We start from the raw sequence: 12,743 nt of genomic DNA on the forward strand, positions 1-12,743 counted from the left end.
GGCAGCCCCAAGACCGGCGGGCCCGTCGCGGGCAGCCCCAAGACCGGCGGGCCCGTCGCGGGCAGGCCCAAGACCGGCGGGCCCGAAGCGGGCAGGCCCAAGACCGGCGGGCCCGAAGCGGGCAGGCCCAAGACCGGCGGGCCCGAAGCGGCCGGGCCAGCGACCGGCGGGCCCGAAGCGGCCGGGCCAGCGACCGGCGGGCCCGTCGCAGGCCTGGCTGGGCTGTACCGGCGGAGCTCGCGGCGGGTCACCCGGCCGGTGTCGGACCCGCCGCCGGGTCCCTGTACGTTCTCGTTCGTGTCTGCTTTGAGGAAAACCACATGGGTGGTCGCCGTCGCGCTGCTGCCCGCGCTCACCGCCGCACCCGCGACCGCCGCGGTCAAGGCCGGCACCAAGGACGAGAAGGCCCCCAAGCCCCCGGCGGTGATGTCGACCGTCGGCGGCTCCCAGCTCGGCAGGCCTGGCACCCAGGTCAGACTGGCGGGGGGCGCCCCCGTCCTCCCCAAGGACGTGACGGGCCGTTCCTGGATCGTCGCGGACGCCGAGAGCGGTGAGGTGCTGGCCGCGCACAACGCGCACTGGCGGCTGCCTCCCGCCTCCACGTTGAAGATGCTCTTCGCCGACACGGTGCTGCCCAAGTTGTCCAAGGAGCAGCAGCACACGGTCACCCGCGGCGAACTCGCCGGCGTCGGTGCGGGCAGCAGCCTCGTCGGCATCAAGGAGAACCAGACCTACTCCGTCCACGACCTGTGGATGGGGGTGTTCCTGCGGTCGGGGAACGACGCGGTCCATGTGCTGTCCGCGATGAACGGCGGCCTCCCGCGGACCGTGCAGGAGATGCAGGAGCACGCGGAGGAGCTGCAGGCCCTCGACACCCGTGTCGTCACTCCGGACGGGTACGACGAGGAAGGCCAGGTGTCGAGCGCGTACGACCTGACCCTGATCGCCCGGAGCGGTCTGCAGAAGAAGGACTTCCGGGAGTACTGCGCGACCGCCCGCGCGCAGTTCCCCGGCGAGCAGAAGCCCGGCAAGAAGCGCGATTCGTTCCAGATCCAGAACACCAACCGGCTGCTCACCGGTGACTTCGGTGTCGCCCCCTACCAGGGCATGGCCGGGGTGAAGAACGGCACCACCACGCTCGCCGGCTCCACCTTCACCGGGGTGGCGGAGCGCGACGGCAAGGTGCTGCTGGTCACCGTGATGAACCCGTCGTCGAAGGAGGGGCACGCGGTCTACAAGGAGACCGCGCGCCTGCTCGACTGGGGCTTCGCGGCGGCGGGGAAGGTGGAGCCGGTCGGCGAGCTGGTGCCCCCCAGGTCGGCGGACACGGGCTCGCGGGGCGACTCCGACGGTGCCGCGAAGGACGACGTGGACGAGTCCGGGTCGGGCGGCGAGCCGGGCGGGGCGGGCGGGGAGACGGGCGGGAAGCCGTACGGCCCCGAGGAGGCGTCCGCCGCGAGCCGGGGCGGAACCACCGGCGCGGGTGTGGCGGTCTCGGTGGCCATCGTCGCGCTGGTGCTGGTCGCAGTGGCCGGGTTCCTGATCAACCGGCGGTGGCCGCTGCCCGATCCGGCCCACCGTCGGCCGCGTCGCTGACGGGCTCCTCCGCGCCGGAACCGCTGCCCGTCGCCGTCCACGCGGCGCAGTACAGCAGCAGCCTCGCCGTGAAGTTGATCCACAGCAGCAGGGCGACGGGCACCCCGAAGGCGCCGTACATCGAGTTCGCCGCCACACCGGAGATATAGCCGCTGAGCAGCAACTTCAGCGTCTCGAAACCGACAGCCCCTATCAGCGCGGCCACGATAAGCCGGCGGCGCGGCGGATGGACGCCGGGCAGCAGCGTCAGGACGTACAGCAGCATCAGGAAGCCGGCTACCACGGAGACGGCGACGGCGGCGGCCTGCAGCAGGACACCGCCGGCCCCGCCGCCGCCGATGCCGACCCGGTCGGCGGTCCAGCCGACGGCACTGGAGCCGAGCGCCGACGCGGCGGCCGAGGCCAGCCCCACGCCTCCCAGGCCGAGCAGGATCACCGCGTCCTTGCCCTTGCGGGCGACCGGGTTGCCTTCCTCCTTGTCGTCGAGGCCCCAGACGACACGGAGGCACTCCCGGAGTGAGCCGACCCAGCCGATGCCGGCGAGCAGCAGCAGCGCACCGGCGATCAGGCCGACCGTGCCCGCGTTGTCCACCAGCGCTCCGAGGTCGAGCTGGTCGGAGATGCCCGGCACCTGCTCGGTGAGCTTGTCCTGGAGCGACCGCAGCTGCTCCTGGCTGAGCAGCGTCGCGCCGATCGCGGCGGCGACGGTGATCAGCGGGAACAGCGCGAGGAAGCTGATGAACGTGATCGCCGCGGCCAGCCGGGTCCAGCGCGCCTCCTCGAGGGTCTCGTACGAGCGCCATGCGTGCGTCCGCATCAGGCGCCGCACATGCGGTCCGATGACGGGAAGCCGGGTCAGCCAGTCCATGGGGTACGCCTTCCCCCGGTCGGCGCTCTTGATCCGGAGACGGACGGACGAGTCCCGGATCGCCGGGGAGACGGGGCGGGCCCGGGCGGCCGGGGAGTCAGGGGAGTCAGGGGAGTCAGGGGGCCCGGTGGACCGGGCAGACCTGGCAGACCTGGGGCTTGCCGGGGGTTCGAGCCTGGCGGGGCTGGCGGGGCTGGCGGGGCGTGGAACTCCCCCGTTCTCCCCGCCCCTCCCGGTTCGACCGGTTCGACCGGTTCGACCGGGGTGTCCTGTCGGCATCGCGCATCTGCCGCCCCTTTCGATGGGCCAGGAGCGACTCTTCTCAACGCGGGCCCGAAATTGGCGATCATATTATGTGACACTCACTTAATCACCCGTTTCGGCGAGTCAGGCACATCAAGCGCATATCACCCATAGAGGGCGATAACGTCGCCAGCATGTCTGTCGAGTGCGCCCCCGCCACCCCCGCCGAGCACACCACGCCGACCGCGCCCACGACGCCCGCCGGCCGGGACGACCATCTGCCGGTGCCGGTGACGGGATGGGGGCGCACCGCGCCCTCCGCCGCACTGCTCGTCCGCCCCCGTACCCCAGAAGAGGCAGTAGCGGCCGTACGCCGCTGCGGCGGACGGGGCACCATCGCCCGCGGGCTGGGCCGGGCCTACGGCGACGCCGCACAGAACGCCGGCGGGGCCGTCCTCGACATGACCAGTCTGGACCGTATCCGCACCATCGACGCAGAAGACGGAGTGGTGGTCTGCGACGCCGGGGTCAGTCTGCATCGGCTGATGGAGGTGCTGCTGCCGCTCGGCTGGTTCGTGCCGGTCACACCCGGGACCCGCTACGTCACGGTGGGCGGTGCCGTCTGTGCCGACATCCACGGCAAGAACCACCATGTGTCGGGCTCCTTCTCCCGCCACGTCCTGTCGCTGACGCTGCTGACCGCCGACGGCGAGGTGCGCACGGTAACCCCCGGCACCGAACTCTTCGACGCGACGACCGGCGGCATGGGACTGACCGGCGTCGTCCTCTCCGCCGCGCTCCGGCTGCACCCGGTCCAGACGTCGCTGATGGCGGTGGACACCGAACGCGCCGCCGACCTCGACGACCTGATGGCCCGTCTGACCACCGGCGACGACCGCTACCGCTACTCGGTCGCGTGGATCGACCTCCTCGCACGGGGGGCGGCGACGGGCCGTGCGGTACTCAGCCGCGGAGAGCACGCGCCGCTCGACGCGCTCCCCGCCCGCGCACGGCGCCGGCCGCTGGAGTTCCGCCCCCGGCAGCTCCCCTCGGCGCCCGGCCTCATCCCCGGAGGCCTGCTCGGCCGCCCCTCGGTGTCCGTCTTCAACGAACTCTGGTACCGGCGGGCCCCGCGCGCCCGCCGGGGGCGGCTGCAGAGCATCCCGGCCTTCTTCCACCCCCTCGACGGCGTTCCCCACTGGAACCGCGTGTACGGCCGGGACGGCTTCGTCCAGTACCAGTTCGTGGTCGGCCACGGGCAGGAGGAGGCGCTGCGCGAGGTCGTGCGGCGCGTCGCCCGGCGGGGGTGCCCGTCCTTCCTCGCCGTGCTGAAGAGGTTCGGCGAGGGCGATCCCGGCTGGCTGTCGTTCCCCCTGCGCGGCTGGACGCTCGCCCTGGACGTACCCGCCGGGCTGCCGGGCCTCGGCACCTTCCTGGACGGGCTCGACGAGGTGGTGGCCGACGCCGGCGGGCGGGTCTACCTGGCCAAGGACTCCCGGCTGCGGCCGGAGTTGCTGACCGTGATGTACCCCGGCCTCGACCGGTTCCGGGCACTGCGCGCACGACTCGACCCGCGCGGGGTGTTCGTGTCCGACCTGGCCCGGCGGCTGTCCCTGTGACCGGCTGCCGGGCCCGCGGCCGGTAGGACCCGAGTCGCACGCAGAGGACGACGCAGGACGCACCCCCAACGCACCACCGTGAACGAGCACGCACCGTGAACGAGCACGCACCGTGAAGGAGCACGCACCGTGAAGGAGCACGCACCGTGAAAGACGCATTCGGCACTCCCCAGACCCTGCTCGTCCTCGGCGGCACATCGGAGATCGGCCTGGCCACGGCGCGCCGGCTGGTGGCCCGCCGCGCCCGCACGGTCTGGCTCGCCGGCCGCCCCTCCCCCGCACTGGACTCCGCCGCCGCAGGACTGCGCGGACTCGGCGCCGACGTGCGCACCGTGCCCTTCGACGCCCTGGACCCGTCCGGGCACGAGGAACTCCTCGGCAAGGTCTTCGCGGAGGGGGACGTCGACATGGTGCTGCTCGCCTTCGGCGTGCTGGGAGACCAGGCGCACGACGAGGCCAGGCCGCTCGCCGCGGTCCGCGTCGCCCAGACCAACTACACGGGTGCGGTGTCCTCCGGGCTGATCTGCGCCGGCGCGCTGCAGGCACAGGGGCACGGCTCACTCGTCGTGCTGTCGTCGGTGGCGGGCGAGCGGGCCCGGCGGGCCAACTTCATCTACGGTTCGAGCAAGGCGGGGCTCGACACCTTCGCCCAGGGACTCGGTGACGCCCTGCACGGTACGGGGGTGCACGTGATGGTCGTCAGACCGGGTTCCGTACGGTCGCGGATGACGGCGGGGATGGTGGAGGCGCCGCTCGCCACGACCCCCGACCAGGTCGCGCGGGCGATCGAGAAGGGGCTTCGGCGGCGCTCCGAGACCGTGTGGGTTCCGGGGGCGCTACGGGTGGTGATGTCCGCGCTACGGCACGTCCCCCGGCCGCTGTTCCGCCGCCTCCCGGTCTGAGCGGCCGGCGCACGCCTCCCGGGGCGCAGCGGACCGGTGTGGTTTCCCGGCGGTCCGGACGGCCCTGCGGGCATCGCGGTCTTCCGCGGACCGGTGCCCTGCGCTGCGCCGGGCCGGGCCGGGTGGGCCGGACCGGCCTGGCGTCACGACAGGGCGGTCCCCGCCTGCCGCGGCGCCAGGCTTCCTCACCCCCCGGTCGCCTCAGTGGTGCGTGGGGGCCGGCTCGCCCAGCGGTGTGCTCTGCGGGGGGACGCCCGGAGGGCCTCCGGCGAAGGCGTACTCGCGCAGCTTGCGCCACACCCCGTCCGCGCCCTGCTCGTAGAGGGCGAAGGAGGAGCAGGTCCACGCGGCCTCGTAGTCGGCCAGCTCCTCGTACGCCCGGTCCATCGCGTCCTCCGCTATACCGTGCGCGACGGTCACATGCGGGTGGTAGGGCCACTGCAGCTCACGCGCGAGCGGCCCCGGCTCGTCGCGCACCTGCTGCTGGAGCCGGGCGCAGGCCTCCCCGCCCTCGACCACGTTGACGAACACCACGGGCGACAGCGGGCGGAAGGTGCCGGTGCCGGACAGCCGCATGGAGAACGGCCTGCCCGCGGCCGCGACCCTCGCCAGATGTGCCTCGACCTCGGCCAGTACCGACTCGTCGGCCTCGGTGGGCGGCAGCAGCGTCACATGCGTGGGGATGCCGTGCGCTGCGGCATCCCCGAAGCCCGCGCGCCGCTCCTGGAGCAGGCTGCCGTAGGGCTCCGGGACCGCGATCGAAACGCCCAGCATGACGGTCCCCACGTCGTTCTCCTCCTCCGGATCCTCGTGTGCGCAGGCCGCCAGTGTGGCGCCTGCGCCGTGGTCCCGCCAGGGGCCTTTTCGCCCCGGTACCCGGCGGGATCCCCGGTCTCAGTGCTTGGCGGGCAGCAGCCCGACCCTGTCGTATGTCTCGGCGAGGGTCTCCGCGGCGAGCGCGCGTGCCTTCTCCGCGCCCTTGGCCAGCAGCGAGTCCAGCGTCTCCGGATCGTCCAGCAGCTCCTGGGTACGGGACCTGAACGGGGTGACGAAGTCGACCATGACCTCGGCGAGGTCGGACTTGAGCGCGCCGTAGCCCTTGCCCTCGTACCGCTGCTCCAGTTCCGCGATGCTCGTCCCGGTGAGGGTGGACTGGATCGTGAGCAGGTTGCTGACGCCGGGCTTCGCCGCCGGATCGAAGCGGATGACCGTGTCCGTGTCGGTGACGGCGCTCTTCACCTTCTTCGCCGTCGCCTTCGGTTCGTCGAGCAGATTGACCAGGCCCTTGGGGGTGGACGCCGACTTGCTCATCTTGATCTGCGGGTCCTGAAGGTCGTAGATCTTCCCCGTCTCCTTCAGGATGTACGGCGCGGGGAGCGTGAAGGTGGGGCCGAAGCGGCTGTTGAAGCGCTCGGCGAGATCCCGGGTGAGTTCGATGTGCTGCCGCTGGTCCTCACCGACCGGCACCTGGTCGGCGTGGTACAGCAGGATGTCGGCGACCTGGAGGACCGGGTACGTGAACAGGCCGACGGTGGCCCGGTCCGCGCCCTGCCTGGCGGACTTGTCCTTGAACTGGGTCATCCGGGAGGCCTCGCCGAAACCGGTGAGGCAGTTCATGACCCAGGCCAGCTGGGCATGCTCGGGCACATGGCTCTGGACGAACAGCGTGCAGCGCTCCGGGTCGAGACCCGCGGCGAGCAACTGGGCGGCGGCGAGGCGGGTGTTGGCGCGCAGCTCGGCCGGATCCTGCGGGATCGTGATCGCGTGCAGGTCGACCACCATGTAGAAGGCGTCGTGGGTCTCCTGCAGCGCGACCCACTGGCGGACGGCGCCGAGATAGTTGCCGAGGTGGAACGAGCCGGAGGTGGGCTGGATTCCGGAGAGCACACGAGGACGTTCAGAGGCCATGTGCAGCATTCTCTCAGGTGCCGCCGACAGGTCGGGAACCGATCGGCGACGCGCGGTGCGCGGCCGGCGGGAGCGGTCGCCGAGGCGGCCCGCTCCGGGTGCGTACCGCCCGCCGGCTACCGGCCCCGGGACGGCGAGGCCCGGCGGCAGCCGCCGGCGCGGATCGCCGACGGCGATCCGATGAGACGAGGAACACAGCGCGCCCGCCGTCCCCGGGCGACGGGCCCGCGGCCCGGACCCGAGGCGGGGCGCCACCCGGCCCGAGGGTCCCGGCGGGACGAGGGCGTGCCCGACACCGAAGAGGGACCTGGCGCGGGCACGGCTAGCCGCTCGACCACGCCGGTCGCCGTGCGTACCGCCCACCCCACTGGTGGTGCTCCCGCCCCGCCCCGGCCCGCCCCGCCCTGCCCCGCCCCGGATACGCGAATGACCGGGGGCGGGTGAGGTCTCCGGCGAACCGCACAGGAATCCGGATGTTTCCCCGCCCCGTGGGCGAGCGACGATAGAAAGAGGTCACGCCCCCCGGCCCTGGTCCGGCCGGGCGGCCCCGCCCCGCACCGGACCCACGCCGCAGGACGAACGGAGACCCCGTGTCTGCAACGGAGAGAGCCATCGCCTCCGCGGAGGCGCACAGCGCCCACAACTACCACCCGCTGCCCGTCGTCGTGGCGACGGCGGACGGCGCGTGGATGACGGACGTCGAGGGGCGGCGCTTCCTCGACATGCTCGCCGGGTACTCGGCGCTCAACTTCGGCCATGGCAACCCGCGCCTGATCGACGCCGCGAAAGCCCAGCTGGAGCGGGTGACGCTGACCTCACGGGCGTTCCACCACGACCGGTTCGCCGACTTCTGCGCACAGCTCGCCGAGCTGTGCGGCATGGAGATGGTGCTGCCCATGAACACCGGGGCGGAAGCGGTGGAGACCGCGGTGAAGACCGCCCGCAAGTGGGGCTACCAGGTCAAGGGCGTCCCGCCCGGCCAGGCGAAGATCGTCGTGGCGGCGAACAACTTCCACGGCCGCACGACGACGATCGTGAGCTTCTCCACGGATGCGGAGGCCCGCGCCGACTTCGGTCCGTACACACCGGGCTTCGAGATCGTCCCGTACGGCGATCTCACCGCCCTCGACGCCGCGTGCAGCGCAAACACGGTGGCGGTGCTGCTGGAGCCGATCCAGGGCGAGGCCGGAGTGCTGGTGCCGCCGGCCGGCTATCTCGCCGGCGTGCGGGAGCTGACCCGCGCACGGAACGTGCTGTTCGTCGCCGACGAGATCCAGTCCGGCCTGGGCCGCACGGGACGCACCTTCGCCTGTGAGCACGAGGGCGTCGTCCCCGACATGTACGTCCTCGGCAAGGCCCTCGGCGGTGGTGTCGTCCCGGTGTCCGCCGTGGTGTCCTCCCGGGAGGTTCTCGGTGTCTACCAACCGGGCGAGCACGGTTCGACGTTCGGCGGCAACCCGCTGGCCTGCACGGTGGCACTGGAGGTCGTCGCGATGCTGCGCACCGGCGAGTACCAGCAGCGGGCGAGTGAGCTGGGTGACCATCTGCACCATGAACTCGGACTGCTGGTGGGCGGCGGCGCGGTGGAAGCGGTGCGCGGCCGGGGACTGTGGGCCGGTGTCGACATCGCGCCCTCGCACGGCACCGGCCGGGAGATCTCCGAGAAGCTCATGGGCCGCGGTGTCCTGGTCAAGGACACCCACGGCTCGACGATCCGGATCGCGCCGCCGCTCGTGATCGCCAAGGAGGACCTGGACTGGGGGCTCGACCAGTTGCGCGCGGTGCTGGCGGGCGAGTGAGCGGGCCGCGGTGATCCGGGGCCGGGGGAGCGGCGCCGACACCGCCGATCCGCGCCGGAGCCCCTCCCGCCGTCCCCAAGAATCCCCTACCGGCCGCGCGGAATCCGCCTCAGGACAGGCCGCCCGGTGGCCGGCGCCTGCGGGGACCCGGCCACCGCCCGGCGGATCGCACACCGCCGGGCGGATCGCATACCGCCGGGCGGATCGCGACGGCCGGAGCAGGTGACCGTCGGGAGCCGCGGCCTCCAGCAGAGGGCCGTCGGCACACCCGGCCCCCGGCGAACGCGACCGTCGCCACGGGGCCGTCGCCACGGGGCCGTCGCCACGGGGCCGTCGGCAAGCCGCTGTCAGCACCCGGCCGCCAGCACCCGGCGATCAGCACCCGGCGATCAGAGGATCACATGCGGCAGGAAGCGGGCGTACTCGTCCGTGACCAGCCCCGAGGACTCGCGGATGCCGAGCCCGGCAGCCTCGTTCTCGACGACCCAGGCGCCGAGCACCACCCGGTTCCCTCCCCCGGGGCCGTCGCCCCCGTCCGCCGACAGGTCGGGCAGCGGCGCCAACTGCTGGTAGCAGCACGGCTCGTCACGCGGCCCGGGGGAGGCACCCGGCTGATGGACCGTGATGCCCGAGCCCTCGCGGCCGAGGAGCGGTTTGGCGACCCAGCCGGTGGAGTCGGCGAGTTCACGCGGTCCGTCGAGATAGGCGGGCAGCAGATTGGGGTGACCCGGATAGAGCTCCCACAGCACCGCGAGCAGCGCCTTGTTGGAGAGCAGCATCTTCCAGGCGGGTTCGATCCAGCAGGTGCTCCCGGTGCCGCCGCCGTTGTCCAGGGTGTCCAGGACGTGCGGGCCGAAGCGGTCCGTGGTCAGCCACTCCCAGGGATACAGCTTGAAGCAGCTGCGGATGAAGCGGAGCCGTTCGTCCACGAAACGGCCCGACAGCCGGTCCCAGCCGATCTGCTCCACGGACAGGGCCTCGGTGGTCAGGCCCGCCTGCTGAGCGGTCTCCCGGAGATAGGCGACCGTCATCAGGTCCTCACCGGCCTCGTCGCCGTCGGAGTGCACGAAGTGCACCGGGCCCGGCGGCAGGAGCGGGACCTGCCGCCGCCAGGCGTCGACCAGGCGCTCGTGCAGCGAGTTCCACTGGTCGGCCCCAGGGAAGCGGTCCTCCATCCAGAACCACTGGGGGCTGGCCGCCTCGACCAGCGACGTGGGGGTGTCGGCGTTGTACTCCAGCATCCTGGCCGGTCCGGCGCCGTCGTAACGCAGGTCGAAACGCCCATACACGGAGGGCAGTTCGGTGCGCCGGTGCCAGGACTGGGCGACGAGGCGGGCGAGCCGGGGATCGGTGATGCCGAGGTCCGCGAAACGGTCGCGCTCCACGATGTGCGCCGCCGCGGCGAGACACATGGCGTGCAGCTCCTCGACGACCTCCTCGAGCGCCTCGACCTCCGGCAGGGAGAACGCGTAGTAGGCGCTCTCGTCCCAGTAGGGCCGCAGTGAGCCGTCCGGATAGCGGGTGAGGGGGTAGACGAGGCCCTGATCCTCGACGATCCGCTGCCAGCCGGGGCGGGGTTCGATGGTGTGCCGCTTCATGCCGCCGGCCGCTCAGCCGCCGCCGGAACCGGAGCCGGAGCAGCCGAAACCGCCCCGTTCCACTGCGGCCTTGTCGAAGCTGCCGCCGGAGACCCTGCCGTCCGACTTGCTGCCACCGTAGTAGTAGGTACCGCTACCGCTGCCGCTTCCGCTGCCCTTGCCGTTGTCGCACTCGTAGCTCGGCAGCACTTCACGGGTGATCGGATCGACGCACCGCCGGTCGGGCTCCGAACCGCACGAGGTGATCGTCGCCGCGAGCACCCCCATACCGCCGAGCACCACGGTGCTCGACCTCAACCTGCGACGTACCATCCTCGGGCCTCCCCCTTGGCGTTCGGACCGTTCCCAGCCGGTGCACCGGCCGCCGGACAGACTAGATGCCACCACCGGACGCCCGTAACCCGGTCCGCGAACCGTCCCGATCCGGGGTCGCCCTGCGGTCGGGTTGAGTTCGCGTCCGCCCCGGTCGGAGGCGCCTGCAAAGGCGACGGCTTCCGTGACGGGGACCGGCACGGGGCCGGTCGGGGACCGGGGACCGGGGGGCCGGGGCTCAGGGGCCGGGGCTCGGGGAAGTACCCGGCACAGCGCGTCCAGTGCCCCCGGCCACGCGCTGTCCGCGGGGGTTCAGTGGCGCGCTCCGCCAGCGTCTCGACGAGCTGGTCGCGCCGACGGCGGTAGCGGGCCGTTCCCGCAGGTCACGAGCAGTCCGGCATGGCGTGGCAGCAAAGGTCCCTGGTTCCGGGAAGCCGTCCCGCTCTACGGCAGGCATCAGGACTGCTCTACCTCGGCCATGAGGAGCCGCAGGGTCAGCGAGTGCTTCTCCGGGGGCAGTGCGTCAAGGGCAGCCTTTGCGTACGCCGCCCCGCCGGACACGTCGCCGGACCGGGCGAGCATCAGGCCCCGGTGCATCTCCAGGTGGGTGGCGAACCGGGGCAGTTCATCGGGCAGCTCTCGCCGTGCCGCGTCCTGCGCGGCTACCGCTACGTTCTCGTCTCCGAGGCGGGCGGCGAGGAGTGAGGCGAAGACGTTCATGCGCCACCATGGCACGGCGTAGTCGCTGGTCTGCTCATGCGATCCGGCCTTGTCGAAGATGCGCCGCCCGTCGTCCATGAGCTTTCGCGCCGTGTCGGCGTCGCCCCGGATCACTGCCGCGTGAGCCTTGCCGAAGATCGCGTTCAGCAGCCCTAGCGATGGCTTGCCGCTGATCGCCATTGCCTGATCGGCCAGCACATCGGCAACGCCGAGTGATGCCCCCTCGTAGCCCAGCGCGATCGCAGCCCGGCCCCGGACCCATACCCGTGCGTCGTCGTCGCCGGACTGGTCCGCTGCCCGTGCCGCTATGCGGTACCACTGCACCGCCTTGGAGCCGTCCGAGCCGGGAAACGTCTTGGCGTACAGGGTCATGAGTCGTGCGGCCACCGACCAAAGCCTGGGGTTGTCCAACTGTTGTTGAACTAGCACGAGTTCACTGCTCACGCGCCGCTGGATGTCAGCCGCGCCAAGGCTCACGTACTCCGTGCCGTACGTGGCGAGCTTGGCCTCCCACGTGTCCACGGACGGGCCGCCTCGGAGCCGGGCGGCGAATCCCACACTGAGGAGGTCGGAGGCGACCACGGGCGCTATCGCTGCCCCGGCTGCGTCGGTCAGGAACGTGCGGCGCTTCACTTCACCCTCCAGAACGGCTAGGGGCACGTCCAGGACGGCCGACAGGCACCGGAGGTAGAACGGCCCCGGCGTCACCTTGGAACGCTCCCAGCGGCTGACGTACTCCCGATCAAGGTTCGTTCCAAAGGCGTCATTGATCGCTGACGCCAGCCGCCCCTGGCTCCACCCGCGAGCCGTACGCAGATCCTTGATCAGCTCTCCGATCGCCATGGGTCCATCTTGCCCCCACCGCTGCCCCTTGACAGGGCAAGAACGGGTGCTCGAACGGCACTTGCCCCTAGGAATGCCCCTACGTGGGGGCGCTGTTCGGCGGGACGATCGGCGGACCGATACGCGAGGGGATGGCGGGATGATGGCGACCCAGACCGAGACGGACACCGACGCGCGTCAGTGGGAGTACGTGACGTACGCGCCCGCCGGCGAGACGTGCCCGGCGTGCATGGTTCCGCGCAACTCGGCGCGGAAGTCGGCGCCGGCACCGGACGGGAAAGCGGACCGCTCTTTCGTCATGGAAGTGGACCATGGCGAGGCACCATGAACCGCGT

General features: G+C 72.1%; 11 protein-coding genes. 4 read left to right on the top strand and 7 right to left on the bottom strand.

Translation table 11 applies throughout. The features are described 5' to 3' along the window. Positions 1-297 precede the first annotated feature (297 nt). Positions 298-1,596, top strand: coding sequence for a D-alanyl-D-alanine carboxypeptidase family protein (locus tag SCWH03_RS10860; protein WP_371872651.1), 1,299 nt, complete (start codon positions 298-300; stop codon positions 1,594-1,596). Here the strand turns inward: SCWH03_RS10860 and SCWH03_RS10865 are convergent. Beyond that, positions 1,544-2,464, bottom strand: a complete 921-nt coding sequence (locus tag SCWH03_RS10865) for a YihY/virulence factor BrkB family protein (protein WP_173263964.1) — start codon at positions 2,462-2,464, stop codon at positions 1,544-1,546. The two genes, SCWH03_RS10860 and SCWH03_RS10865, sit on opposite strands and share 53 nt — an antisense overlap. A gap of 437 nt (positions 2,465-2,901) precedes the next feature. Between SCWH03_RS10865 and dprE1 the strand changes: the two genes are divergently transcribed. Further along, complete coding sequence (gene dprE1, locus SCWH03_RS10870) at positions 2,902-4,326, top strand: decaprenylphosphoryl-beta-D-ribose oxidase (RefSeq protein ID WP_254076682.1); 1,425 nt, start codon at positions 2,902-2,904, stop codon at positions 4,324-4,326. A gap of 146 nt (positions 4,327-4,472) precedes the next feature. After that, the gene (gene dprE2, locus SCWH03_RS10875) at positions 4,473-5,228 is read left to right on the top strand and encodes a decaprenylphospho-beta-D-erythro-pentofuranosid-2-ulose 2-reductase (protein ID WP_173263965.1); all 756 of its coding nucleotides are present in this window, start codon (positions 4,473-4,475) and stop codon (positions 5,226-5,228) included. Positions 5,229-5,429: 201 nt separating this feature from the next. Here dprE2 and SCWH03_RS10880 read toward each other — a convergent pair whose 3' ends face one another. Beyond that, positions 5,430-6,014, bottom strand: coding sequence for a 2'-5' RNA ligase family protein (locus SCWH03_RS10880; protein ID WP_173263966.1), 585 nt, complete (start codon positions 6,012-6,014; stop codon positions 5,430-5,432). A gap of 108 nt (positions 6,015-6,122) precedes the next feature. Further along, on the bottom strand, positions 6,123-7,136 hold the full coding sequence (trpS, locus tag SCWH03_RS10885) for a tryptophan--tRNA ligase (protein ID WP_173263967.1): 1,014 nt from the start codon (positions 7,134-7,136) through the stop codon (positions 6,123-6,125). Between the two features lie 590 nt (positions 7,137-7,726). Here trpS and rocD point away from each other — a divergent pair. Next, positions 7,727-8,935, top strand: a complete 1,209-nt coding sequence (gene rocD / locus SCWH03_RS10890) for an ornithine--oxo-acid transaminase (protein ID WP_173263968.1) — start codon at positions 7,727-7,729, stop codon at positions 8,933-8,935. A 389-nt stretch (positions 8,936-9,324) separates the two neighbouring features. On the opposite strand, the gene SCWH03_RS10895 is transcribed toward rocD, so the two are convergent. The 4 genes from SCWH03_RS10895 to SCWH03_RS29605 all read right to left on the bottom strand — a co-directional run bounded on the left by SCWH03_RS10895 (position 9,325) and on the right by SCWH03_RS29605 (position 12,708). Further along, positions 9,325-10,533, bottom strand: a complete 1,209-nt coding sequence (locus SCWH03_RS10895) for a glutathionylspermidine synthase family protein (protein WP_173263969.1) — start codon at positions 10,531-10,533, stop codon at positions 9,325-9,327. 12 nt (positions 10,534-10,545) lie between these two features. Beyond that, positions 10,546-10,845, bottom strand: coding sequence for a hypothetical protein (locus SCWH03_RS10900; protein ID WP_173263970.1), 300 nt, complete (start codon positions 10,843-10,845; stop codon positions 10,546-10,548). A 456-nt stretch (positions 10,846-11,301) separates the two neighbouring features. Next, entirely contained in the window at positions 11,302-12,408 is a 1,107-nt protein-coding gene (locus SCWH03_RS10905) for a helix-turn-helix domain-containing protein (RefSeq protein ID WP_173263971.1), read from the bottom strand. 177 nt (positions 12,409-12,585) lie between these two features. Continuing rightward, positions 12,586-12,708, bottom strand: coding sequence for a hypothetical protein (locus SCWH03_RS29605; RefSeq protein ID WP_272491053.1), 123 nt, complete (start codon positions 12,706-12,708; stop codon positions 12,586-12,588). Positions 12,709-12,743: the final 35 nt, after the last annotated feature.

This window comes from Streptomyces pacificus, assembly GCF_011766325.1.
Classification (GTDB): domain Bacteria; phylum Actinomycetota; class Actinomycetes; order Streptomycetales; family Streptomycetaceae; genus Streptomyces; species Streptomyces pacificus.